Annotated in this window: 19 protein-coding genes; 10 read left to right on the forward strand and 9 right to left on the reverse strand. The window is 71.5% G+C overall.

What is annotated here, in order from left to right; genetic code table 11:
* Positions 1-6: 6 nt before the first annotated feature.
* The 7 genes from SCNRRL3882_RS08400 to SCNRRL3882_RS08430 form a co-directional block, all read right to left on the reverse strand.
* A complete protein-coding gene (locus SCNRRL3882_RS08400) occupies positions 7-492 on the reverse strand; it encodes a methylated-DNA--[protein]-cysteine S-methyltransferase (RefSeq protein ID WP_010042439.1) in 486 nt (161 codons plus the stop codon).
* Positions 492-1,907 carry a DNA-3-methyladenine glycosylase 2 family protein gene (locus SCNRRL3882_RS08405; protein WP_010042441.1) on the reverse strand — a complete coding sequence of 472 codons (1,416 nt, stop codon included), beginning with the start codon at positions 1,905-1,907 and terminating at the stop codon, positions 492-494. The genes SCNRRL3882_RS08400 and SCNRRL3882_RS08405 overlap by 1 nt, the downstream gene beginning before the upstream one ends.
* Positions 1,908-1,983: 76 nt before the next feature.
* Positions 1,984-2,232 carry a hypothetical protein gene (locus tag SCNRRL3882_RS08410; protein WP_010042443.1) on the reverse strand — a complete coding sequence of 83 codons (249 nt, stop codon included), beginning with the start codon at positions 2,230-2,232 and terminating at the stop codon, positions 1,984-1,986.
* Between the two features lie 73 nt (positions 2,233-2,305).
* Complete coding sequence (gene rsgA / locus SCNRRL3882_RS08415; RefSeq protein ID WP_029181358.1) at positions 2,306-3,412, reverse strand: ribosome small subunit-dependent GTPase A; 1,107 nt, start codon at positions 3,410-3,412, stop codon at positions 2,306-2,308.
* A 203-nt stretch (positions 3,413-3,615) separates the two neighbouring features.
* Positions 3,616-5,106 (reverse strand): cellulose-binding domain-containing protein, encoded by a 1,491-nt coding sequence (locus SCNRRL3882_RS08420; protein ID WP_010042447.1) that lies wholly within the window; start codon positions 5,104-5,106, stop codon positions 3,616-3,618.
* 236 nt (positions 5,107-5,342) lie between these two features.
* The gene (locus SCNRRL3882_RS08425; protein WP_010042448.1) at positions 5,343-6,668 is read right to left on the reverse strand and encodes a radical SAM protein; all 1,326 of its coding nucleotides are present in this window, start codon (positions 6,666-6,668) and stop codon (positions 5,343-5,345) included.
* 141 nt (positions 6,669-6,809) lie between these two features.
* The gene (locus SCNRRL3882_RS08430; RefSeq protein WP_010042449.1) at positions 6,810-7,817 is read right to left on the reverse strand and encodes a hydroxyacid dehydrogenase; all 1,008 of its coding nucleotides are present in this window, start codon (positions 7,815-7,817) and stop codon (positions 6,810-6,812) included.
* 180 nt (positions 7,818-7,997) lie between these two features.
* Here SCNRRL3882_RS08430 and SCNRRL3882_RS08435 point away from each other — a divergent pair, with 180 nt between their 5' ends.
* A complete protein-coding gene (locus SCNRRL3882_RS08435; RefSeq protein ID WP_010042450.1) occupies positions 7,998-9,257 on the forward strand; it encodes a D-arabinono-1,4-lactone oxidase in 1,260 nt (419 codons plus the stop codon).
* Between the two features lies 1 nt (position 9,258).
* Here the strand turns inward: SCNRRL3882_RS08435 and SCNRRL3882_RS08440 are convergent, their stop codons facing one another.
* Positions 9,259-9,609 carry a helix-turn-helix transcriptional regulator gene (locus SCNRRL3882_RS08440; RefSeq protein ID WP_029181359.1) on the reverse strand — a complete coding sequence of 117 codons (351 nt, stop codon included), beginning with the start codon at positions 9,607-9,609 and terminating at the stop codon, positions 9,259-9,261.
* A gap of 136 nt (positions 9,610-9,745) precedes the next feature.
* Here SCNRRL3882_RS08440 and SCNRRL3882_RS08445 point away from each other — a divergent pair, with 136 nt between their 5' ends.
* The 9 genes from SCNRRL3882_RS08445 to SCNRRL3882_RS08485 all read left to right on the forward strand — a co-directional run bounded on the left by SCNRRL3882_RS08445 (position 9,746) and on the right by SCNRRL3882_RS08485 (position 21,701).
* The gene (locus SCNRRL3882_RS08445) at positions 9,746-10,507 is read left to right on the forward strand and encodes an ANTAR domain-containing protein (RefSeq protein ID WP_040903481.1); all 762 of its coding nucleotides are present in this window, start codon (positions 9,746-9,748) and stop codon (positions 10,505-10,507) included.
* 966 nt (positions 10,508-11,473) lie between these two features.
* Complete coding sequence (locus tag SCNRRL3882_RS08450; RefSeq protein WP_173937370.1) at positions 11,474-12,733, forward strand: ROK family transcriptional regulator; 1,260 nt, start codon at positions 11,474-11,476, stop codon at positions 12,731-12,733.
* 220 nt (positions 12,734-12,953) lie between these two features.
* Complete coding sequence (locus SCNRRL3882_RS08455) at positions 12,954-14,216, forward strand: ABC transporter substrate-binding protein (protein WP_010042457.1); 1,263 nt, start codon at positions 12,954-12,956, stop codon at positions 14,214-14,216.
* A 20-nt stretch (positions 14,217-14,236) separates the two neighbouring features.
* Positions 14,237-15,202: a carbohydrate ABC transporter permease gene (locus SCNRRL3882_RS08460; protein ID WP_010042460.1), complete on the forward strand. Its 966-nt coding sequence runs from the start codon at positions 14,237-14,239 to the stop codon at positions 15,200-15,202.
* Positions 15,199-16,083 carry a carbohydrate ABC transporter permease gene (locus SCNRRL3882_RS08465; RefSeq protein WP_010042462.1) on the forward strand — a complete coding sequence of 295 codons (885 nt, stop codon included), beginning with the start codon at positions 15,199-15,201 and terminating at the stop codon, positions 16,081-16,083. Before SCNRRL3882_RS08460 ends, SCNRRL3882_RS08465 begins: the two co-directional genes overlap by 4 nt.
* Positions 16,084-16,095: 12 nt before the next feature.
* A complete protein-coding gene (locus SCNRRL3882_RS08470) occupies positions 16,096-18,966 on the forward strand; it encodes a glycoside hydrolase family 2 TIM barrel-domain containing protein (RefSeq protein WP_010042464.1) in 2,871 nt (956 codons plus the stop codon).
* Positions 18,967-19,092: 126 nt separating this feature from the next.
* Positions 19,093-20,088 (forward strand): ABC transporter ATP-binding protein, encoded by a 996-nt coding sequence (locus SCNRRL3882_RS08475; protein ID WP_010042466.1) that lies wholly within the window; start codon positions 19,093-19,095, stop codon positions 20,086-20,088.
* A gap of 1 nt (position 20,089) precedes the next feature.
* Positions 20,090-20,893, forward strand: coding sequence for an ABC-2 family transporter protein (locus SCNRRL3882_RS08480; protein WP_010042469.1), 804 nt, complete (start codon positions 20,090-20,092; stop codon positions 20,891-20,893).
* Between the two features lies 1 nt (position 20,894).
* Positions 20,895-21,701 carry an ABC transporter permease gene (locus SCNRRL3882_RS08485; RefSeq protein ID WP_010042472.1) on the forward strand — a complete coding sequence of 269 codons (807 nt, stop codon included), beginning with the start codon at positions 20,895-20,897 and terminating at the stop codon, positions 21,699-21,701.
* Here the strand turns inward: SCNRRL3882_RS08485 and SCNRRL3882_RS08490 are convergent.
* On the reverse strand, positions 21,691-22,986 hold the full coding sequence (locus SCNRRL3882_RS08490; protein ID WP_010042474.1) for an MFS transporter: 1,296 nt from the start codon (positions 22,984-22,986) through the stop codon (positions 21,691-21,693). The two genes, SCNRRL3882_RS08485 and SCNRRL3882_RS08490, sit on opposite strands and share 11 nt — an antisense overlap.
* Between the last annotated feature and the right edge of the window lie 234 nt (positions 22,987-23,220).

Below are 23,220 nucleotides of genomic sequence, written 5' to 3' on the forward strand. Positions count from 1 at the left end.
GCACGCTCACAGCACCCCTTCGTGCGTCAGCAGCCGTACCTTGCGCTCCAGGCCGCCCGCATAGCCGGTCAGTGTCCCGTCGGCCCCGATCACCCGGTGGCACGGTCGGACGACCAGCAGCGGATTGGCGCCGATCGCCCCGCCGACGGCCCGTACGGCCGCCCTGGGCGCTCCGATGCGCGCGGCGATCTCGCCGTAGGTCACGGTCGAGCCGTACGGGATGTCGTCCAGCGCGGCCCAGACCTTCTCCCGGAAGACGGAGCCGTCGGTGCGCCAGGTCAGCCGGAATTCCTTCAGTTCCCCGGCGAAGTAGGCGGCGAGCTGCTCCTCGGCCTCGCGGAACAACCCCCGGTCCTGCCGCCAGTCGTCCTGCACCACGCGTCCGCCCTTCTGCCCGGGCACGGACAGCGAGGTCAGCGCGCCGTCCGGGGCGGCGGTGAGGAGCAGCGACCCGAGGGGGGAGGCCACGTTCGTCCAGTACGTCGAGGTCATCACAACTCCCACTTCCCTGCTGCGCGCAGGTGGTTCAGGGCGTACGAGCGCCAGGGGCGCCAAGTGTCGGGGACGTCGGCGCCGGGTGGGGCCACGTCGGGGTCGCCGAGGGCGCGGGTGCGGATCTCGGCGATCGTGCGGGCGTCCAGGCCGGGCACCGCCCGCAGGGCGTCCTGCGCGTCGTCCCGGTCGGCGCCCGGGTCCAGGCGTACGGCGTGGTCGGCGAGGGCGGCGGTGAGCGCGCCGAGGGTGCCGCCGGGTTCGGAGCCGGCGAGGACGGCCGGCTCGGGGAAGAGGTGGGTGAGGCTGCCACAGGGGGCGTCGAGGGCCTTGCCGTACCGCCGTACGAGCCGTTCCGCCTCGGCCCTGCCGACCAGTGCGCGTACCGCGAGTTCCTCCGGGTCGGCGGTGCCCGGCGAGCGCAGGCCGGGCCGGGCGGCGACCAGGGGTGCGAGGTCCGGGTCGGCGCCGAGGCGCTCGTCGACGGCGTAGGGGTCGGCGTCGAGGTCGAACTGCCGCCGCAGCCGCTGCACGGCGGTGGTGAGGTCGCGGGGGTCGGTGAGGTGCAGCCGGGCGTCGAGCCAGCCTCCCGGGTGGGCTCCGGACCTGGCCTTGGCGGTGCGGGGGCGTTCGTCGACGGCGACGATGCCGGTGCCGTACGGGAGGCGGAGCGTACGCCGGTAGGTGCGCGCGCCGGGCGGGCCGCCGACCTCTTCGATTCCGGGCACGGCCTCGCGTTCCAGCAGGTCGAAGACGGGGCCGGCCTGGTAGGGGCCGCGGTGGGCGAGCCGGAGCGGGATGCCGGCGTTCGGGGTGGCCGTGCGTCGGGCCCGGCCGCTCTTCGGTGCGGCGGCGGCGCGCAGCTCGCTCGGGGTCGACGCGTACACGGCCCGGACGGTGTCGTTGAACTGCCGCACGCTGGCGAAGCCCGAGGCGAACGCGATCTCGGTGATCGGCAGGTCGGTGGTCTGCACCAGGACGCGGGCGGTGTGGGCCCGCTGGGCCCGGGCGAGCGCGACGGGCCCGGCGCCGAGTTCCGCGGTGAGCTGCCGCTGCACCTGCCGTGCGCTGTAGCCGAGCCGTCCGGCGAGCCCGGCGACGCCCTCGCGGTCGACCACGCCGTCGGCGATCAGCCGCATGGCCCGGCCCACCACGTCCGCGCGGACGTTCCACTCGGCGGAGCCGGGCACGGCGTCCGGGCGGCACCGCCGGCAGGCCCGGAAGCCCGCGCCCTGCGCGGCGGCGGCCGTGGCGAAGAACCGTACGTTGGCCCGCTTCGGGGTGACCGCGGGGCAGCTCGGCCGGCAGTAGATGCCGGTCGTCTCGACGGCGAAGAAGAAGGCGCCGTCGAAACGCCCGTCACGACTGCGTACGGCTTCGTACCTGGGGTCTTCCCTCGTGTCCTCGTCCCTCACGGTGTCCAGTCTCCGCCGTCGGCGGGCCTGCCGCTGGCGGAAATCGGACACGACGCTCCGGAGGCCGCTCCCGGTGCTACGGGACGTAGAACTGGGTGTCGTAGTACCAGTCGTCGACTCCGTTGAGCCGCAGCCGGCCGGCCACCACGCAGATGGACTCGTTGCCGACACGGACGGTCGGCGCGAGGCATCCGCGGGTGAAGCCGGGGTTGAGCGTGGACCTCGCGCAGTCCACGTTGCTGCCGAAGTTGCTGCTCACCGCGCCGCCGCTCACCGCCTGCCAGTTCTGCGCGGCGGCGACCACACCGAGAGCCTTGAAACGCATGCCGCCCCCTTGATCCGAACATGCGACCGCCCCTCGGGCGGCCGTTGATCATATCCGGTCGGCCGCGCGCCGGCTACGAACGCCAGTGCGGTCCGCGCTTCGCCTCCATCGCGGCCCTTCCGATCGCGCCCTTGCGCTTCCAGTCCTTGCGGATCTCGGCGCGGAGCCGGGCGTCCGTCTTGGCGACGATGCGCTGGTTCTCCCGCAGGAGCTTGCGGTAGCTGTGCAGCCGCCGCTCCGGCAGGTCGCCGTCCTCGACGGCCGCCAGCACGGCACAGCCCGGCTCGGCCTCGTGCGCGCAGTCGTGGAAGCGGCACCGCTCGGCCAGTTCCTCGATCTCGGAGAACACCTGCCCGACGCCGGTCTCGGCGTCCCAGAGCCCCACGCCCCGCAGTCCGGGCGTGTCGATCAGGACGCCCCCGCCGGGCAGCGCGAGCAGGTTGCGGGTGGTCGTGGTGTGCCGGCCCTTGCCGTCGACGTCCCGGGTGGCCTGGACGGCCATGACGTCCTCGCCGAGCAGCGCGTTGGCGAGGGTCGACTTGCCCGCGCCGGACTGCCCGAGCAGCACGGACGTCCCCCCGCCGACGATGGCCGCGACCACGTCCAGCCCGTCCCCGTCGACGGCACTGACCGGCACCACGGGCACGCCGGGCGCGCTGGTCTCCACGTCCTGGACGAGGTGGGCGACGGTGCCGGTGTCCGGCACGAGGTCGGCCTTGGTGAGGACGACGACGGGCTGCGCCCCGGACTCCCAGGCGAGCGCCAGGAACCGCTCGATACGGCCGAGGTCGAGCTCGCCGGCGAGGGGCACGGCGACGATGGCGTGGTCGACGTTGGCCGCGAGGATCTGTCCCTCGGACCGCTTGGAGGAGGTGGAGCGGACGAACGCCGTGCGGCGCGGCAGGTACGCGCGGACGTAGCGCGGGTTCCCGCCGGGTTCGACGGCGACCCAGTCGCCGGTGCAGACGACCCGCATCGGGTCGTGCGGCGTGACGAAGGCGGTGTCGGCCCGCAGTACGCCGTCGGCGGTGACGACGTCGCACTGCCCCCGGTCGACCCGGATCACGCGTCCGGGCAGGAGTCCTTCGGTGTCGTACGGGGCGAATTCGTCCGCCCACGCGTCGTCCCAGCCGTAGGGAGCGAGCGCGGAGGAAACGGATGCGGCAGAGCTGGAAGTCAAGGGTGACCCTTTCCGAGGTCGGCCCCGGCCCGACAGTCGGTCGGATCAGCCGGCGGCCACGGAGGTGGACTTGATGAACTGGATGCGGGCAGCGCTCATCGCAATGACAGCCATCGGTCAACACCTCCTCGGTCCTCGGCTCTTCGTGAGACTCGGGTCTTCGTGGAACCGCCGTCACGCTATCCCGTCACGGCTCAGTCGCGTCAACTGCTTTTCGCGCAGTCCTGGCCGTTCAGTGTGAAGTCGTACGGCGGGGAGTTCTTGCCGTGCCAGGAGGACAGGAAGCCGAAGGCCAGGTCGCCGCCCGCGGGGACCGACTTGTTGTAGTCGGCGGCGGTGGCGGTGACGCGGGAGCCGTCCTGGGAGACGGAGGCGTCCCACATCTGGCCGACCTGCTGGCCGTCGCGGAAGGACCAGGACACGCGCCAGGAGTCGAGGGGCTCGCTGCTGGTGACGGTGACGGTGGCCTGGAAGCCGTCGGGCCACTGGTTGACCAGGTCGTACTCGACCCGGCAGGTGGGCTTCTCGCTCTCGTCGTCTCCCGTGGGGGCGGAGGTGCCCTGTGGTTCCGTGTGGCGGCTCCTGCCCTCCGGCTTGGCGGGCTTCTCCGACTTGCCCGTGTTCTCGGTGGCGTTGTCGGCCGGCTTGGAGGTCGCGGGAGGCAGGTCGGGGGCGGACGGCAGGGGCGGGTCGGGGTTGGGGTCGGCCACCGGCTGGCGGCCGGCGTCGCCGCGTGCCCCGAGGTCGTCGCCGGAGCCGCCGAAGGGCATCATCGAGACGCCGAGCGCGAGGACGGAGACCAGGACGGCGGCGACGAGCAGGCCGTTGCGGGCGACGCGTGCCTTCTGCTCCCCGTCCTCCGGTTCTCCCGTCGCCTCGTCCGCCGCGTCGGGCCGGCCGGCGCCGAGCCGTACCTCGGCGGCGCGGCGGCGGCGCTCCAGGTAGGCGAGGCCGCCCCAGCCGATCACCCCGCCGGCCAGTGCCCCGGGCAGTCCGCCGCCGTGCAGCCGCAGACAGGCGGCGGCCTCGGCGCACTGGACGCAGGTGGCGAGGTGCCGGGAGAGGTCGCCCGGGGCGTCGGCGGCCGAGGAGCGGGTGACGGCGTCCAGCAGCCGGGCGTAGCTGCGGCACCGGGCGTCCATCGGGGTGTCGAGGTGGTTGCGGTGGCAGCGGTCCCGGAACAGGGTGCGCACCTGCTGGAGTTCGTCGGCGGCGGTGGCCGGGTCGAGGCCCAGGCGGCGGGCGACCACGGACAGCGGCAGCGCCTCCACCTCGGCCAGCCACAGCAGTTCGGCGTCGGCCTGCTGGAGGTCGCGCAGGCCGCGCAGCGCGAGCGGGCGCTTCAGGGGCGGGCCGGTGTAGCGGGCGGCCTTGTCCGAATTGAGCCACAGGCGCAGGTCGGGGTCGAGCTTGTGGCCCTGCCCCTCCTCTTCCCAGGCTGCGGCCGTGGTGCGTACGGCGGTCAGCAGCAGGGGTATCCGGGGCAGCCGGGCCGCGCGGCGGCCGGCGCTTCTGACCGGGCCGGTTTCGGCCGCACGGGCCTCGCGCGTGCCCTGCGCGAACGCCTCGCGGCCCAGCTGTGCGGCGGCGGTGGAGCCGGACGTGCACAGATCGGCGTACGCGAGGACCGCGTCCCAGCACTCGGAGAACAGCGCGGCCTCGGCGGCGTCCTGAGGGGTCGGCAGGTCGGGCATGGGTCTCCTGCATCCACGAGCGAGGCCAACTCACCACATCGGCAATGGAGTTGGGGGGAACCTCGCGGCAGGGAGAGAGCTTTTCACGCCACCCACACAACTGACAAGCGCCCTGTTCAGATGTCAGAACAGGGCGGCGGGGCCCCCTCGGCTCCGGCCTTTGCATGCCGTACGGGCACGGCCGCCCTGTGACTCAACGTCGTACCGCAATGAGGGACGACGTCATCGAAGCGTTATCAAACAGCGGTGGGTTCGTCCGCCGGCAGGCTGTCCATGAAGGAGCTGACGGAGAAGACCGCGTTGCCGGCGCCGGGGGGACCGTAGCCGGGGGGCGAGGAGAGGCCGAAGTCCTCCATGGTCTGCCGGTAGGCCTGGAGCAGGCGGATGTGGTACTCCAGCGGCGCGCCCTGGGGGTTGGCCTTGCCCAGCGGCGTCGTGGGCTCCGGGCACCAGGTGGTGAAGCGGGGCGTGATGCCGTGCGACATGAAGAAGCGCAGGCCCTCGGTGGTCGAGTCGATGGCCTCGTCGACCGTCTTGAAGCCGAACGGCTCGGCCATCTCCACGCCCGCCACGAAGTTGGGGATGACGTTGCGCGCGCCGAAGATCTCGGCCGAGTCGAGGATGCGCTTGTGCCACTCGTCGCGGCCGACGTAGCGCTCCTTGCCCGGGCAGTACATCTTGAAGAGGTACTCGTCCCACACCTCGTAGTTGGGGTGGTAGATCTGCACGCCGTAGTCCTTGAAGCGCTGGACGTCGTCGCGCGGCAGCGCCTGGGCCACGACCTTGCCGATCCAGCGGCCGGGGAAGCGCTCCTCGATGGCCTTGGCGTAGTGGCCGTAGAAGTCGGCCTCGTCACGGCCGGAGACCGTCTTGGTGATGGCGCCGCCGGTGAGGGTGTAGGCGGTGGAGGCCTTCGCCGTGTCGTAACGGTCGATGATCTCCAGGGCCTCCAGGACCTCCTCGACGTCCTTCACACCGGTGTACGGGCGCCCGGCGGCCTTGTGCTGGCGCCAGTTGTGGTTGATGTCGCAGTACTGGCACTCCTCCTTGGCGCCGAAGTACTGGCAGACCCGGAAGACGGTCAGGTAGATCAGGTAGCCCCACTGGATGGTCGGGGCCACCTCCATGACCGACTTCCCGTTCGCGAGGGTGTGCCGGTAGTACTCGGGCATCGGCGGCACGCCGACGTCGGAGATCCGCTTGCCGTCGAGGTAGAGGCCGAGCACGCCGTCCTCGTCGGCGGCGACGCGGTACGGCGAGGACGGGTTCACCCGCACCGAGACGACGGTCCGGCGCAGGTCGTACGGGCCGCCGGTGAGGATGATCTCCTCGGGCGGCCGGCGCAGCGCGGCCTCGCCCAGCTCGGGCAGGGTGCTGTGGTCGAAGGAGAAGATGAAGTACGACTTCGGCTTGACCTCGCCGCCCTCGTTGTCGCTGAGCGCCGACGGGTCGAAGGCCACGCCGCCCCGGAGCAGGTCCTCCTTGAAGACGGCCTCCCGCGGGACGTGCGGGAATCGCTCCATCAGATCCTCGACCAGCGCGGTACGGCTGCCGCTGCCCATCCCGTCTCTCCTCCCGGTTCGGACGTACGACTCCTCACGGTATGCCCATGGGTGTGCGAGGCCGGTACCGGGTCCCCCTGAGCCGGAAGAATGCCGCGTTTACTGGTTTTCCTGACGGTTTATCCGACCGTTTCACGGCCGTCAGGCCGCGCGCTCCAGCGCCGCGAGGTCGACCGCGTACGCCGGTTTCCCCCCGGTCAGCAGCCGTTCCGCCTCCTCCGCGACCGTCCGGCCGAGGCGGGCCAGCTCGTTGCCCTGGGAGCCCGCGAGGTGCGGGGTGACGAAGGCTCCGGGCAGGTCGTAGAGGGGCGAGTCGGCGGGCAGCGGCTCGGGGTCCGTGACGTCGAGGATCGCGCTCAGGCGCCCGGCGCGCAGTTCCGCCACGAGGGCGTCGTGGTCGACCAGGGCGCCGCGTGCGGTGTTGATCAGTACCGCCCCGTCGGGCATCAGGGCCAGTTCGCGGCGGCCGATCATGTGGTGGGTCTCGGGCGTCTCCGGGGCGTGCACGGTGACGATGTCGGACGTGCGCAGCAGGTCGTCCAGCGGCAGCAGGGGGACGCCGAGCGCGGCGGCCTCCCGCTCGTCGACGTACGGGTCGGTGAGGGCGGGCCGCAGGTCGAAGGGGCGGAGCAGTTCGAGGACGCGGCGGCCGATGCGGGAGGCGCCGATGATCCCGACGCTGCGGCCGTAGTTGCCGATGCCGGGGACGACACCCCAGCCGGAGGAGGTGCGGGTGGCGCGCATCCGGTCGCGGGCGGCGAGGACGTCCTTCCCGGCGAGCAGGATCATGGCGAGCGTGTACTCGGCGACCGGCAGCGCGTTGGCGGCGGCGGCCGAGGAGACGGCGATGCCGCGGCGCCAGATCTCGGGGGTGGCGAAGGACTTGACCGAGCCTGCCGAGTGCAGCACGGCGCGCAGCCGGGGAGCCGCGTCGAGGACCGCCTCGTCGAGCCGGGGACAGCCCCAGCCGGTCACCAGGATCTCGGTCCGGGCCAGCACGTCGCGCACCCCCGGGTCGGTGAAGTCCCGCGCCACGAGCGCCGGATCGATGTCCACGGACTCCCGCAGCCGGGCCAGCACCTCGGGCGGGAAGACCTGCGGCACGTTCTCGGCGGTCATGGCGAACAGTGCCTGGGGGCGCTGGCTCAAGGAGGTGACCTTCCGGCTCGGAGAAGGGCTGGGGCGACTCGTCGGAACACTGGTAGAAAACGCTCTCTACCGCCTCTCCACGGTAGACCGGGGCGGGCGGCAGCGGCAACGGACGGCGCCGGGGTAGGTTCCGGCGGGGGGCTTTCCCGGCCCCCCGCTGCCTCGGGGAAGGAAGACGCGATGGACGGGACCGTGACCAACTGGGCGGGGAACATCACCTACGCGGCCAAGGAACTGCACCGGCCGGGCTCGCTCACCGCGCTGCGCGCGCTCGTCGCGGACAGCGACCGGGTGCGGGTGCTGGGCAGCGGACACTCGTTCAACGAGATCGCCGAGCCGGGCGCCGAGGGCGTCCTGCTGTCGCTCGCCGAGCTGCCCCCGGAGGTGGACGTCGACACGGCGGCCCGCACGGTCCGGGTCGGCGGCGGCGTGCGCTACGCGGAGCTGGCCCGCCGGGTGCACGGCGAGGGCCTGGCGCTGCCCAACATGGCGTCGCTGCCGCACATCTCGGTGGCCGGGTCGGTCGCGACCGGCACTCATGGCTCGGGCGTGCTCAACGGCCCGCTGTCGGCGGTCGTGCGCGAGGTGGAACTGGTCACGGCGGACGGTTCGACGGTGACCATAGGACGGGACGAGGAGCGGTTCGGCGGGGCCGTCACCGCCCTCGGGGCGCTGGGTGTCGTCACCGCGCTCACCCTCGACCTGGAGCCGGCCTTCGAGGTCGAGCAGCACGTGTTCACGGAGCTGCCCTTCCAGGGGCTGGACTCAGGGACGTTCGAGACGGTGATGGCGACGGCGTACAGCGTCAGCCTTTTCACGGACTGGCGCGCGCCGGGCTTCCGGCAGGTGTGGCTCAAGCGGCGCTCCGACCAGCCGCTGCCCGCCTTCCCGTGGGCCGCTCCCGCCACCGAGAAGATGCACCCCGTGCCGGGTATGCCCGCGGTCAACTGCACCGAGCAGTTCGGTGTGCCGGGGCCGTGGCACGAGCGGCTGCCGCACTTCCGGGCGGAGTTCGTCCCGAGCAGCGGGGCGGAGTTGCAGTCGGAGTACCTGCTGCCGCGCGGGCACGCCGTCGAGATGCTGCACGCGCTCGACGCGATCCGGGAGACCCTCGCCCCCGTCCTCCAGACCTGCGAGGTGCGCACGGTCGCCGGCGACGACCAGTGGCTGAGCCCCTCCTACGGCCGGGACACCGTGGCGGCGCACTTCACCTGGGTCGAGGACACGGCGGCGGTGCTGCCGGTGGTGCGGCGGGTCGAGGAGGCGCTGGAGCCGTTCGGGGCGCGTCCGCACTGGGGGAAGGTGTTCACCCTGCCGGCGTCCGCCCTGCGCGGGCTGTATCCGCGGCTCGGCGATTTCCGGGCGCTCGCGCGGGAGTTGGACCCGGAGGGGACCTTCGCCAACGCCTTCGTGCGGGATGTGCTGGGGGACACGCCCTAGGTCAGGTCGTGGCGTGCGGCCGGCTGTGGTCGCCGGGGGTCGTGGCGCGGTCGGCCTCGTCCTTGACGAGCAGGGAGAGCAGCGACGCCACGGTGAGACCGGCCTCGGCGGGGTGACGCAGCACCTTGGCGGGGTCGATCCGGTAGGTGTTGGTGCGGCCCTCCCTGGTGTGGGAGAGATAACCGTCCTGCTCCAGGTCGGCGATGATCTTCTGGACGGCGCGTTCGGTGAGCCGGCAGTGGGCCGCGATGTCCCGGATACGGGCGCTGTGGTTGTCGGCGATGGCCGCCAGCACCCGGGCATGGTTGGTGAGAAACGTCCATCCGGTGTGTGGCTCGGGTACTCCATCCATGCCCCAACTCTACCGACCAGGCGTACACGTATTCAAAAACACGTACTGCGTTTCATGTATTGGTTGACGGGTGTGGGGTAGAGGGGCAACGCTGGAAAGACGGAGGCACGGCGAACGGACAAGGGAGAACAGGGCCATGCCGGACCCTGCGCGGTCTCATACGCAGGAGGGCGCCGTATCCGCGGCGGGCGACAGCGCGCCGACGGAGATCCCGCCGTGCATGGCGACCATGGACGTCGTACCGGACGGCGACCGGATGACCGTCACCGTGTGGGGTGAACTCGACCTGGGCAGCCGGCGGCTGCTGCCGGATCTGCACGACATCCTCACGCTGTCGGGCAGCGGCATCGACCTGCGGCTGGACGCGATCGGGTTCTGCGACTGCTCCGGGCTCAACATGCTGCTGGACCTGCGCATGCGCGCCCTCGACCAGGGCAAGACGGTCGCCGTCCGCTCCAGCGGCCGCGCGGTCGAGCGCCTGCTCGACCTGACCGGCACCCGGGCGCTGTTCGCGGTCCCGGGCCCGCACGAGGACGCCGTAGGCCCCACCGCCGCCGCGCCCGGCCCGGGGGCGGCCGACGACCAGGACCTCCGCGCCGAAGTCGCCCAGCTGCGGCGGGCGATGCAGACCCGGCCGACCATCGACCTGGCCCGCGGCATCCTGATGGCCTCCTTCAGCCTGAGCCCCGAGGCGGCCTGGAGCGTGCTGGTCAGGACCTCCCAGAACACCAACACCAAGCTGCACCATCTGGCCCGGGACCTGGTGGGCACGATCCACGGCAGCACGCTGCCCGAGCCGGTGCAGCAGCAACTCGCGGCGGCCGTAGCGAGCACGAGCCCCCGGACCGAGGCGACGGCGTGCCCGGCGACCGGAGCCGCGGCGGAGGACAGCGACTGACGCACACACCGGCGCGCACCCGCCCCGCACGCCCCCGGTTTGGCAGGCACCCGGCCCGGGTCGGCGGGCGACTCACTCGGGCCCTCCCCAAACAGCTCGGCGAGCGGGTCGCCGGGGGCCGTCCTCGGCGGGACCGGGCCGAATGAGGTGGCCGGCCCGACCCGCGCAGACTCGGCCCGCACGTGCGGCGGCGCCAGGCACCCATCTCCGGCCTGGGTCGGCGGGCTACTGGAGCTCTCCGCACAACAGCTCGGCGAGCGGGTCGCCCGGGGGCGCCGGGGCCGATTGCGAGGGGCCGGCCCGCGCACACTCGGTCCGCGCACGCACCCGACCCACGCGCACCCGGCCGGTGCACCCCCGGCCGACGCACACCGGCCCGCACGCGCGGCGGCGCCAGGCGGCCGTCCCCGGCACGGGCCGGCGGACGGCTCACTCCAACCCTCCGCAAACAGCCCGGTGAGCGGGTCGCCACGGGGCGCTCGGCGAGACCGGGGCCGATTGCGAGGGGCCGGCCCGCGCACACTCGGTCCGCGCACGCACCCGACCCACGCGCACCCGGCCGACGCACACAGGCCCGCACGCGCGGCGGCGCCAGGCGGCCGTCCCCGGCACGGGCCGGCGGACGGCTCACTCGAACCCTCCGCAAACAGCCCGGCGAGCGGGTCGCCGGGGGCGTCCTCGGCGGGGCCGGGGCCGGTGAGAGCCAGCCCGCACACCCGGGTCCGCACGCATCCAGCCTCACGCCTCGCCCGCGCATCCCGCACACCCCGGACATACCCCCAGCCCTCGCCTGAGGCATCCTGAGCACGCTGGTGGTCGGGGCCATCAACCGGCCACCCCGTGCCCTCACCAGCCGCGCACTTTATAAAGCCCCTTTCCTAACCCCTTGTCGAAAGTCCCGGCAGCCCATAGCCTTGCGCCGCGCCGGTGCCGATGTCGACCCGGCCCGAGCCGGCCTGGGAAGGGATGGGCACCCCGGTGAAGCGCACGTCACGTGACATCCGCACCGCGAACCGCTACGAGGTGCTCCGCCAGATCATCGCCGAGTCACCGACTTCCCGGCAGGAGCTGGCGGCAGCCACCGGCCTCAGTCTCGCCACGGTCGCCACACTCGTCGGCGAGCTGCTCGACCTCCGCATGATCACGGAGGTCGGCTTCGAGGACTCGGCCGGCGGCCGCCCCCGGGGCCTGGTGGCGGTCAACTCCTCGGGCGGCGCGCTGATCGGCGTCGACATCGCCGAGACGTACGTCCACGTCGAGCTGTTCGACCTGGGGCTGAACGTCCTCGCCCGCGCCGAGGAGGACGTCCGCGCCAGCGAGAGCCTGCCGGAGCAGGTCGTGGGCCATGTGGCCACCGCGGTCGGCTCGGTGGTCACCCAGGCCGGCATCGAGGGCGCCCGGGTGCTCGGGGTCGGGGTGAGCGTGCCGGGGCAGGTGGACCGCGCCACCGGCACCTCGGAGTACGCGCCCAACTGGGACTGGCACGACGTACCACTGCTCGACCTGCTCACCGAGCACATCGCCTATCCCCTGTACCTGGACAACCCGCTGCGCGCCAGCGCGGTGGCCGAGTTGTGGTTCGGGGCCGCGCGCGGACGGGGGAACGCCGTCGTGGTCAACCTCGGGACCGGCGTCGGCGCCGGGCTCGTCCTGGGCGGCGGACTGCACCGCGGCGTGAGCAACAGCGCCGGCGAGTGGGGCCACACCACGATGGTGCTGGACGGACGCCTGTGCCGCTGCGGCAACCACGGCTGCGTGGAGACGTACGTCGGCGCGCGCGGCATCATGCTGAACCTGCGCGAGATCGGCCCCGACAGCGCGCTGCTGCACCCGGACGACCAGACGGCGACCATCGACGCCCTGGCCCGCGGGGTCGCGGCGGACGACCCGGTGGCCCGCCGGGCCGTTCAGGAGACCGCGCGCTATCTGGGCGCCGGCGTCGCCGACCTGGTGAACCTGTTCAACCCCGAGATCGTCGTGCTGAGCAGCTGGGTCGCCCGCACCCTGGGCGAACCGCTGCTGCACGAGGTGCGCGAGGCCGTCGCCCGGCACGCGCTCCCGCGGCCGCTGGCCGCCACCGAGATCGTCCTCTCCCCGATCCCCACCGACCCGGTGTGCCTGGGCGCGGCCACGTTCGCGCTCGAAGGCGCGCTCCAGGCCGTCGGGCAGAGAAACGGCACACGCACCACCCGCGCGAGGAGCCGCACCACCGCTCCACCCTCGTAGCGGCGGAAGCAACTCCTCCGCCACCCCCGCTCGTTCGAAATCGCGAACCGGACACAACGCTTCGAACAGACTTCGTCCAACCCCTTGCCGAAGCCTTAGCCGAAGCTCTAGCGTCCCGCACCGCACCTCTCTTTGAGCCATCTGGCGCGAGCCCCCGGGCCGTGAGCCATCAGGCAGTGAGCCGCAGAGCCGCAGCCGCACTCGAGACAAGGACGTCAGCATGTCGGCATCGAGCAACATGAACTGGGACCGCCGAAACGTACTGCGGGCCGCGATGGGCCTGGCCGCCGCCGGCGGGCTTGCCGCGTGCGGCAGCAACACCGGCCGGAGCAGCGGAGGTTCGGGCGACGGCCTCGTCCAGTACTTCCACGCGTACGGCGAGGCCGGCGTCGAGCAGGCCGTCAAGCGGTACGCGAAGGCGTACAAGGACGCCAACGTGACCACGCAGTGGATCACCGGCAACAACTACGAGCAGAAACTCTTCGCGGCACTGCTCACCAAGAACGCGCCCGACGTCTTCGAGTTCCACCCGCAGATCCAGCTCATCAAGAGTGGTCAGGTGGCCGACCTGACCGACATCATCGAGCCGGTCAAGGACGACTTCAACCAGGCCGACATCAAGTCGCACACGGTGGACGGCAAGATATACGGCGTCCGGATGATCGACGACCCGCAGTTCCTCTTCTACCGGCCTTCACTGTTCAAGAAGGCCGGGGTCGAGGTGCCGACCACCCTGGAAGAGCTGATCGAAGCCGCCGACAAGCTGACCACCAGCAAGGTCAAGGGCATCTTCCTCGGCAACGACCTGACCTCGATCGACCGCCCGCTGATCTGGTCGGCCGGCGCCGACACGCTCACCGCGGACAACAAGCCCGCCTTCAACACCGACGCCGTCGCCGAGGGCCTCAAGCAGCTGCGCGGTCTTTTCACCAGCGGCAACCTGCTCCTCGACGCCCCCGCCGACTCGTGGGACCCGTCGGCCTTCATCCAGGGCCTCACCGCGATCCAGTGGTGCGGCATGTGGGCCATGCCGGCCATGCAGAAGGCACTCGGCGACGACATCGGCATCTTCCCGTTCCCGAAGGTCGGCTCGGCCGGCAAGCAGTCGGTCTACAACGGCGGCTGGTCGATGTTCGTCAACGCCAAGAGCAAGAACGTCGAGGCGGCCAAGGAATACGTGAAGTGGCTGTGGATCGACCAGAAGCAGTACCAGGAGGACTTCGCCACCTCCTACGGCTTCCACATCCCACCGCGCGCCTCGCTCGCCGCGTCCGCGACCAAGCTGAAGTCCGGTCTGCCGGCCGAGGGGGTCAAGCTCTTCAACGAGTTCGGCCACTTCGACAACATCGGCTGGACGCAGGCCATGATCGCCGCGTTCTGGGACGTGATCGCCAACACCGTCCGCAAGAACGGCGACCCGAAGGCCCAGCTCGACGCGTGTGAGAAGAAGGTCAACGCCGAACTCAAGAAGCTCTTCGGATAGACCACCGGACGGATCTCGACATGTCGACCACCACCACACGCGGGGTCGCCCAGCCCGCCCCGGCCAAGGTCTCCAAGACCCGGCCGAGGCGGGGCCTGAGGGCGAACAGCACCTTCAACTTCTGGCTATTCACCGGGCCGTTCCTGATCGGCCTGGTGATATTCGTCTTCGTGCCGATCGGCTGGAGCATCTGGCTCAGCTTCTTCGAGGCGCGCTTCACCGTGACGCCGAGCGAGTTCGTCGGTTTCGACAACTACAAGCAGATCCTGACGGACACGAACTTCCGGAACTCGCTGGTCACGTTCACCGTGTTCGCCGCGTTCATCGTGCCCGCCACCTGGGCCCTCTCGCTGGGTCTGGCACTGCTGGTCAACCGGCTGCGGTTCATGCGGGCGTTCTTCCGGTCGGTGTTCTTCCTGCCGACCGCGGTCAGCTATGTCGCCGCCGCGCTGATCTGGAAGATGTCCATCTTCAACGGCGTCCGCTTCGGTCTGGCCAACACGGTCCTCGGCTGGTTCGGCATCGACAACATCGCGTGGCTGGCCAACCCCGACCCGCCCTGGTACTGGCTGGTCATCGTGACCGTCCGCCTCTGGCTCCAGTCGGGCTTCTACATGATCCTGTTCATCGCGGCGCTGCAGAACATCCCGCGGGAGCTGTACGAGGCGGCCGCCATCGACGGCGCCAAGCCGGGCTGGCAGACTTTCCGGCACATCACCCTGCCCCAGCTCAGGGCCACCTCCACCGCGGTGATCCTGCTCCTGCTGGTCGCCGCGTACCAGGCCTTCGACGAGTTCTTCAACCTGCTCGGCAAGGCCACCTGGGGCCAGCCCCCACTGGTCGAGCTCTACAAGATGGCCCTCGGCCAGAACCAGAACTACGGCGCGGGCAGCGCGGGCGCGGTCGTGCTGACCCTGCTCATCTGCGTCGTCACACTGCTCCAGGGCAAGATCATGGGCTTCGGAAGGGGTGAGGAGTCCAAGTGACCACCACAGCACCCGACATCAGCAAGGTGACGAAGCCGGCCAAGGTCAGGCGCGGCGGCGGCGTCATGGGCAGCACCGGTCTGTACATCGCGACGGGCGTCGCCGCCCTCCTCTTCCTGATCCCCTTCTATCTGATCGTCCGCAACGCGCTGATGACGGACCCGGAGATCACGGGTGAGAGCTGGAAGTGGTTCCCCACTTCCATCCAGTGGGGCAACGTCACCGAGCCGTTCGACGACGTCACCGTCGACTTCGCGCAGTCCCTGTGGAACTCCGTGGTCGTCGCCGTCCTCCACACGGCGGGAATCCTGCTGATCTGCTCGATGGCCGGCTACGGCCTCGCCCGCATCCCGTACAAGCACGCCAACAAGGTGTTCTACGCCGTTCTGGTGACCCTGATGGTTCCGACGGCGGTCACCTTCGTGCCGAGCTTCGTGCTGGTCTCGTCGCTCGGCTGGGTGGACAGTTACCGGGGTCTCATCATCCCGGGCCTCTTCAGTGGTTTCACGTGCTTCCTGTTCCGGCAGTACTTCCTGGGGTTCCCGAAGGAGCTGGAGGAGGCGGCGCGCGTGGACGGGCTCGGCTACTGGGGCGCCTACTGGCGGATCGTCGTGCCGAACTCGCTGAACTTCTTCGCGGCCATCGCCACGATCACCTTCATCAACGGCTGGAACTCCTTCCTGTGGCCCCTGGTCATCGGCCAGGATCCCAGCGCCTGGACAGTCCAGGTGGCGCTGTCGTCATATATGACGAACCAGACCGTCAACTACCACCTGATCTTCATGGCGACCGCCATCTCGATCCTGCCCCTGATCTTCGTCTTCCTCTTCCTCCAGCGCTGGCTGGTGCAGGGGATCGCCCAGACCGGCATCAAGGGCTGAGCTAGGAGACCGATGTCTTTCCGCACGACCCCATCCGTCGACTACGTCGAGGACGTCTCCCCGGGCAGCGGGGCCCTGCCGCCCCGCGCCTGGTACGCGGCCTCGGACGCGCAGTCCCTGTCCCTGAACGGCAGCTGGCGCTTCCGGCTGTCGGCGACCGTCGACGCCGAGGACGACTCGTTCGCCGAGGAGGGCTACGAGGCCGGGGACTGGGCCGAGGTCACGGTCCCCGGGCACTGGGTCCTCCAGGGTGACGGGGCGTTCGGGTCCCCGATCTACACCAACCACCTGTACCCCTTCCCGGTGGACCCGCCGCACGTCCCGACCGAGAACCCGACCGGTGACCATCTGCGCGTCTTCGACCTGCCGTCCGACTGGCCGTCGGACGGCGGGGCGGTGCTGCGGTTCGACGGGGTCGAGTCCTGCGCCCGCGTCTGGCTGAACGGCACGGAGCTCGGCGAGTTCAAGGGCTCCCGGCTGCCGCACGAGTTCGCGGTCGGGCACCTGCTGAAGCCGGGCGGCAACGTGCTGGCCGTGCGCGTGCACCAGTGGTCGGCGGGGTCGTACCTGGAGGACCAGGACCAGTGGTGGCTGCCGGGCATCTTCCGTGACGTCACCCTGCTGCACCGCCCGGCGGGCGGCGTGGGCGACTTCTTCGTGCACGCGTCGTACGACCACACCACCGGCGAGGGCACCCTGCGCGTCGACTCCGACGTCGACGGGCGGGTGACCGTCCCCGCCCTGGACATCGATGTCGCCACCGGCGAGACGGTGACGGTGGCCGTCGAGCCGTGGACGGCCGAGACGCCGAAGCTCTACGACGGTGTGCTGGCCACCGAGGGCGAGCGGGTGCCGCTGCGGATCGGCTTCCGCACGGTCGTCCTGGAGGACGGGCTCGTCAAGGTCAACGGCAGGGCCGTCCTCTTCAAGGGCGTCAACCGGCACGAGTGGCACCCCGAGCAGGGCCGCGCGCTCGACCTGGAGACCATGCGCGAGGACGTGCTGCTGATGAAGCGGCACAACCTCAACGCCGTGCGCACCTCGCACTACCCGCCGCACCCGGCCTTCCTCGACCTGTGCGACGAGTACGGCCTGTGGGTCATCGACGAGTGCGACCTGGAGACCCACGGCTTCACCGAGCAGGACTGGCGGGACAACCCGGTCGACGACGACCGCTGGACCCCGGCCCTGCTCGACCGTGCGGCGCGGATGGTCGAGCGGGACAAGAACCACCCGTCCGTCGTGATCTGGTCGCTGGGCAACGAGGCCGGCACCGGGCGCGGGCTCACCGCCATGGCCGAGTGGATCCACGACCGCGACCCCGAGCGGCTGGTGCACTACGAGGGCGACTGGAACTGCCGCGACACGGACGTCTACTCGCGGATGTACGCCTTCCACGACGAGGTCGAGAAGATCGGGCAGCGGCTCGACGGCGGTACGCACAGGCGCCGCGAACTGCCGTTCATCCAGTGCGAGTACGGGCACGCCATGGGCAACGGCCCGGGCGGGCTCGCCGACTACCAGGAGCTGTTCGAGAAGTACGAGCGGCTCCAGGGCGGGTTCATCTGGGAGTGGATCGACCACGGCGTCAAGCACGCCGAGCTGGGCTACGCCTACGGCGGTGACTTCGGCGAGGAGCTGCACGACGGGAACTTCGTCTGCGACGGGCTGGTCTTCCCGGACCGGACGCCGTCGCCGGGCCTCGTCGAGTACAAGAAGGTGATCGAGCCGGTCCACATCGAGGGCGACGGCGCGAACGGCATCGTGCGGATCACCAACAAGCAGGACTTCGCCGACCTGTCCGCGCTGGCCTTCGAGTGGTCGTGCCAGGTGGACGGGGAGACGGTCGAGTCGGGTTCGCTGTCGGTGCCGGCGCTCGCGCCGGGTGAGAGCGCCGAGGTGAAGCTGCCGGAGCCGCCCGTGGACGGCCGGGGCGGCGAACGGCAGTGGACGGTGCGGGCGCTGCTCGCGGACGACACGTCCTGGGCCGCGAAGGGTCACGTCGTGGCCTGGGGGCAGTTCGCCGCGGGGGCACGGCCGCTGCCGTCCTTCCCCGCGACCGACCGGCCCGTGCGCGACGGGAACCGGTTCACCCTCGGCCCGGCCGCGTTCGACGCCCGCACCGGTGCGCTGCTGTCGATCGGCGGGGTCGAGGTGAGCGCCCCGCGGCTGGACGTGTGGCGGGCGCCGACCGACAACGACGACGGCGCGGAGTGGCAGACCGACACCCGCTACGGAACGCTGTGGCGCACGCTCGGCCTGCACCGCATGCGGCACCGCCTGGTCTCGGTCGAGGCGGGCGACGACGCGCTGACGGTCCGCACCCGGGTGGCGCCGGCCGCCCGCGAGGTGGGCCTGGACACGGTGTACCGCTGGACGTCCGACGGCGAGCGGCTGCGGCTGTCCGTGTCGGTGACGCCGGAAGGCGACTGGACGGTGCCGCTGCCCCGGCTCGGCGTCCGGTTCGGGCTGTCGGAGGCCGACTCCGTGGAGTGGTTCGGCGGCGGCCCGGGCGAGGCGTACCCGGACACCCGGGCGGCGTCCATGGTGGGCCGCTGGCAGTCGACGGTGGACGGGCTGCAGACGCCGTACGTCCGCCCGCAGGAGAACGGCGCCCGCGCCGACGTCCGCTGGGTGGAGCTCGGCGGTCTGCGGATCGAGGGAGACCCGGAGTTCTGGTTCACCGCGCGGCGCTGGACCACCGAGCAGCTGGACGCGGCGCGGCACCGCACCGACCTCACGCCCGGCGACACGGTGTGGGTCAACCTCGACCACGGACAGCACGGCATCGGCTCGCAGTCGTGCGGCCCGGGTCCGCTGCCGCAGTACTTCCTGAAGGCCGAGCCGGCTCAGTTCGCGTTCGTGTTCTCGACCACCAGGTAAGAAACCCGATTAATCGATTGACCAATTGATCGACATTCCGACAGTGTCGGGACGTCATCCGCGGCCGGTCGGCCCTCGAAGCCGACCGGCCGCACTGCTTTCCCCACAAGGAAGTTGGTGGGTCGGTTGAATGTCGCCATCGAGGTCCGCGGGTTGACCCGGACCTTCCACACCACCGTCCGCCGCCCCGGTTTCCTGGGCGCCGTCAGATCCCTGGTCAACCCGGAGCGGGTCGCCAAGCACGCCGTCACCGACATCACCTTCGACGTGGCCCCGGGCGAACTCCTCGCCCTGCTCGGCCCGAACGGCGCCGGCAAGTCCACCACCATCAAGATGCTGACCGGCATCCTCACGCCCACGTCCGGCGAGGCCCGGGTCGCGGGCGTGGTGCCGTACCGGGAGCGCGAGCGCAATGCCCGCAACGTCGGCGCGGTGTTCGGGCAGCGCACCCAGCTGTGGTGGGACCTGCCGGTGCGCGAGTCGTTCGCGATCCTGCGGGACATCTACGAGGTGCCCAAGGCCGAACACGCCGCCCGGCTGAAGGAGTTCGACGAGATCCTGGACCTGTCGTCCTTCTGGGACACCCGGGTCCGCCACCTCTCCCTGGGCCAGCGGGTGCGCAGCGATCTGGCCGCCGCCCTGCTGCACGACCCGCCGGTGGTGTTCCTGGACGAGCCGACCATCGGCATGGACGTGGTGGTCAAGGAGCAGGTGCGGGAGTTCCTGCGCCACCAGGTCGAGCAGCGCGGCCGTACGGTGCTGCTGACCACGCACGACATGACGGAGGTCGAGCGGCTCGCCGAGCGGGTGGTGCTGGTCAACCACGGCCGGCTGGTCCTGGACGGGACGCTGGACGAGATCCGCCGGAAGTTCGGCTCGACCTGGCAGGTGCGGGCCACGCTCGCCGACCCGCACGCCGAGGTCGTACCGCCGCCCGGCATCACGCTGCTGCGGCGGGGTGGCGCGCAGGTCGTCTTCGGCCCCGACGGGGCGGACGCGCCCACCGTCCAGCAGGCGTTGAAGGCCGTGATCGAGCGGTTCGAGGTCACGGACATCGCCCTGGACGAGGCGGACCTGGAGGACGTCATGCGGGCCGCGTACGCGCATGCCGGGGAGGTCTGACATGGCCGTGCTGCACGCCTGGCGCGCCGCCCGGGTCACCCCGCTCGGCGAGCTGAGCGCCCCGCCCCGGATGACCGCCGTCGCGCTCCGGCTGGCCGTTCAGGTGGTGCTGGTCTGGTCGCTGTGGCGCGGCCTGTACGCGCAGACCGGCACCACCGCCGGGCTGAGCCGCGACCAGGCGGTGACCTACGCCGTGCTGGCCGTCCTGGCGTCCCGGCTGCGGGAGCTGGACCAGTACGCGGGCCGGGACACGGTCCTCCAGCACATGCACTTCGGCACGATCGTCTACTGGTACCTGCGGCCACTGCCGCCGCAGCGCTACTACGCCGTGCGGGCCGCCGGCGAGCAGCTGTACGGACTCGCGTGGGCGCTGACGGGTTACCTGATCTGCCTGGCCGCGGGGGTGGTCGAGCCGCCCCGCTCGGCCTCGGTGGCCGGGGTGTTCGTGGTGAGCATGCTGCTCGGCCAGTGGGTCCTGTACTACGTCATGCTCGTGCTCGACCAGTTGTGCTTCTGGACGGTCCGCAACACCGCCGCGATGCTCATCCTGCTGTTCGCGCAGAACCTGCTGTCCGGGGTGTACGCGCCGCTGTGGTTCTTCCCGGACTGGTTCGTGACGATGAGCGCCTTCCTGCCCTTCCAGGCCACGCTGAGCGTGCCGCTGTCGCTGTACGTGGGGCGGATCCCCCTGTCCGACGCGGCCTTCCAGCTGTCCGTGCAGGTGGTGTGGGTGGTGGTGCTGGCGCTGTTCACCCGGCTGCTGTGGCGGCGGGCCGCCCGGCGCGTGATCTCGCAGGGAGGCTGAGATGTCGGTGAAGGCTCTGCGGATCGTGTGGCGCGTCACGGCGCTCAACTTCCGCGCGCAGATGGAGTACCGCACCGAGTTCCTGCTGATGATCGCCATCGGGGCGATCTGGCAGGTGTCGGTGATCGTGTTCGCCACGGTGCTGTTGTCCCGGTTCGCCGGGATGGGCGGCTGGGACAGCTCGGACGTGCTGCTGATCCCGGCGACCCGCATGCTGGCGCACGGTCTGTTCGTGCTGTTCCTCGGGCGGATGCACTGGGCCGGCCGGCAGATCCAGGAAGGCCGGGTCGACATCTACCTGATGCGCCCGATGCCGGTCCACCGGCAGATCCAGCTGGCCTTCTTCCCCACCAACGCCATCGGGGACCTGACGGTCGCGGCGGGTCTGATGGTCGGGGCGCTGTCCCGCAGCGACCTGGACTGGACGGCGGGCCGGATCACGTACCTGGTCGCGGCCGTGCTGGGCGGCATGCTGCTGGAGGCGGCCCTGTTCACGGTCGTGGCGAGCGCGTCCCTGCGGTTCCCGGCCGCCGACATGTGGGGCCGCTGGCTGGAGGAACTCCTCGGCACGTTCGGCAGCTACCCGCTGAACGTCCTCCCCAAGGCGGTGGGCGGCTTCCTGACCTACGGGCTCCCGCTCGCGTTCGTCGCCTACTTCCCGGCGGCGGTCCTCACCGGCCACGGCCACACCACGGGCGTGCCGTACTGGCTGGCGGCGGCCTCACCGCTGCTCGGGCTGCTGGCGTACCTGGGGGCGCGGCTGCTGTGGCGGTGGAGTCTGCGGCACTACACCGGGGTCAACGGGTGAGGTTCCGGCCAGATCCGCGGATCGGGGTGAACAGGGCCGTCACGGCGAGCAGGACGCAGGTCGCTCCGGCGACCAGGGCGACCGGTGTCGTGCCCTGTTCCTCCGCGGCCCAGGTCAGCACGGCCGCGCCGATGGGCGCCGCCGCGTACTGAAGCGTCCAGAAGGCGGAGGTGACGCGGCCCAGGAGGTGTTCGGGGGTGACCTCCTGGCGCAGCGACAACGAGCAGGTGCCCGCCATGCCGACGCAGGCGAGGAAGGCGGCGCTCAGGGCCGCGACGGCCGGGACGTCGCGGGCCCAGCCGAGACCGGCGAAGGCCAGCCCGCACACCGCGACCGAGCCGGTCCACGTCGCGCCGAAACCCAGGCGGCGGCGGACCCGGGCCACGAGCAGGGCGCCGGTGATGGTGCCGAGCGCGCCGACCGCCATGACGGTGCCGACCGCTTGGTCGTCATGGCCGAGGTCGTGCTTGAGGTGGTAGATGACCAGGTCGTTCAGGCCGAGGGTGAGGAAGCTGAAGACGAAGAGGAGGGCGGTGAGCGAGCGCAGCACCGGGTGGCCGTGGAGGAAGGCGATGCCGGTGCGCAGGTCCTGCCACAGGCCCGCGCCGCGGCCCGGGTGCTCGTCCGGGGCGCGCTTGCGGAACCGTACGAAGAACAGGCACGCGGCCGACACCCCGAAGCTGGCCGCGTCCACACCGACCGCCGCGGCCGGGCCGGACCAGGCGGCGACCAGTCCCGCGCACAGCGGCCCGAGGACCCCCGCGGCGGCGGCCGTCGCGTTCAGCCGCCCGTTGGCCTCCGTGAGTCGCCCGGTGCCGACCAAACCTCGCACGACCGTGACGTAGCCGACCGCGAACAGCATCCCCACGGCCTCGCACAGCGGCAGCACCACGTACAGCAGCCAGATCTGCGGGCCGAACAGCCACACCAGCGGGATCACCCCGTACAGGCCCATGCGCACGAGGTCGCAGGCGATGAGCAGCCGGCGCCGGTCCACCCGGTCCACCACGGCCCCGGCGAACACCGCCGCCACGACCGAGGCGGCCCCGCCCACCGCCGTCAGCAGCCCCATCCGCGCGACCGACCCCGTGGCCTGAAGCACCAGCAGGGGCAGGGCGATCAGCGCGAAGGAGTCGCCGAGCACGGAGAGCGTCTGCGCGGTCCAGAAGATGCCGAAGTCCCGCTGCCGCCACAGCGGTCGGGTGCCGGGTAAGCCCTGGTCGGCGGCGTCCGGGGCGGTCCCGCCGCCGGGTTCGTCCTCACGCCGCGCCGCGCCGTACGTCATGCCCGCCTCCCCCCCCTGTCCCGGCCCCCTGGCTGCCCGGCAACCTTACGGCTCCCCCGTCGACCGAGGGTGTCGCACCCGCGCCCTCGACATCGCCGCGGGAGCGCAAGAAATCGCTACCGGCGTGCGGTGCGGACGGGGTAGCGTCCGCACCGTGAGGTGATCTCTCCCGCGGTGTCCCGGACACCGCAGACGCGAACCCGACCCGTACCCCTGACGTTCCGCGGGGAGACA

The sequence above is a fragment of the Streptomyces chartreusis NRRL 3882 genome, assembly GCF_900236475.1.
GTDB classification, from domain to species: Bacteria; Actinomycetota; Actinomycetes; order Streptomycetales; family Streptomycetaceae; genus Streptomyces; species Streptomyces chartreusis_D.

Bases quoted from the DNA above. Each gene is read 5' to 3' on its own strand.
- SCNRRL3882_RS08400 (WP_010042439.1), bottom strand. From the start codon at position 492: ATGACCTCGACGTACTGGACGAACGTGGCCTCCCCCCTCGGGTCGCTG.
- SCNRRL3882_RS08470 (WP_010042464.1), top strand. From the start codon at position 16,096: ATGTCTTTCCGCACGACCCCATCCGTCGACTACGTCGAGGACGTCTCC.
- SCNRRL3882_RS08420 (WP_010042447.1), bottom strand. From the start codon at position 5,106: ATGCCCGACCTGCCGACCCCTCAGGACGCCGCCGAGGCCGCGCTGTTC.
- SCNRRL3882_RS08490 (WP_010042474.1), bottom strand. From the start codon at position 22,986: ATGACGTACGGCGCGGCGCGGCGTGAGGACGAACCCGGCGGCGGGACC.
- SCNRRL3882_RS08450 (WP_173937370.1), top strand. From the start codon at position 11,474: ATGGGCACCCCGGTGAAGCGCACGTCACGTGACATCCGCACCGCGAAC.
- SCNRRL3882_RS08445 (WP_040903481.1), top strand. From the start codon at position 9,746: ATGCCGGACCCTGCGCGGTCTCATACGCAGGAGGGCGCCGTATCCGCG.
- SCNRRL3882_RS08455 (WP_010042457.1), top strand. From the start codon at position 12,954: ATGTCGGCATCGAGCAACATGAACTGGGACCGCCGAAACGTACTGCGG.
- SCNRRL3882_RS08440 (WP_029181359.1), bottom strand. From the start codon at position 9,609: ATGGATGGAGTACCCGAGCCACACACCGGATGGACGTTTCTCACCAAC.
- SCNRRL3882_RS08410 (WP_010042443.1), bottom strand. From the start codon at position 2,232: ATGCGTTTCAAGGCTCTCGGTGTGGTCGCCGCCGCGCAGAACTGGCAG.
- SCNRRL3882_RS08460 (WP_010042460.1), top strand. From the start codon at position 14,237: ATGTCGACCACCACCACACGCGGGGTCGCCCAGCCCGCCCCGGCCAAG.
- SCNRRL3882_RS08435 (WP_010042450.1), top strand. From the start codon at position 7,998: ATGGACGGGACCGTGACCAACTGGGCGGGGAACATCACCTACGCGGCC.
- SCNRRL3882_RS08485 (WP_010042472.1), top strand. From the start codon at position 20,895: ATGTCGGTGAAGGCTCTGCGGATCGTGTGGCGCGTCACGGCGCTCAAC.
- SCNRRL3882_RS08480 (WP_010042469.1), top strand. From the start codon at position 20,090: ATGGCCGTGCTGCACGCCTGGCGCGCCGCCCGGGTCACCCCGCTCGGC.
- SCNRRL3882_RS08425 (WP_010042448.1), bottom strand. From the start codon at position 6,668: ATGGGCAGCGGCAGCCGTACCGCGCTGGTCGAGGATCTGATGGAGCGA.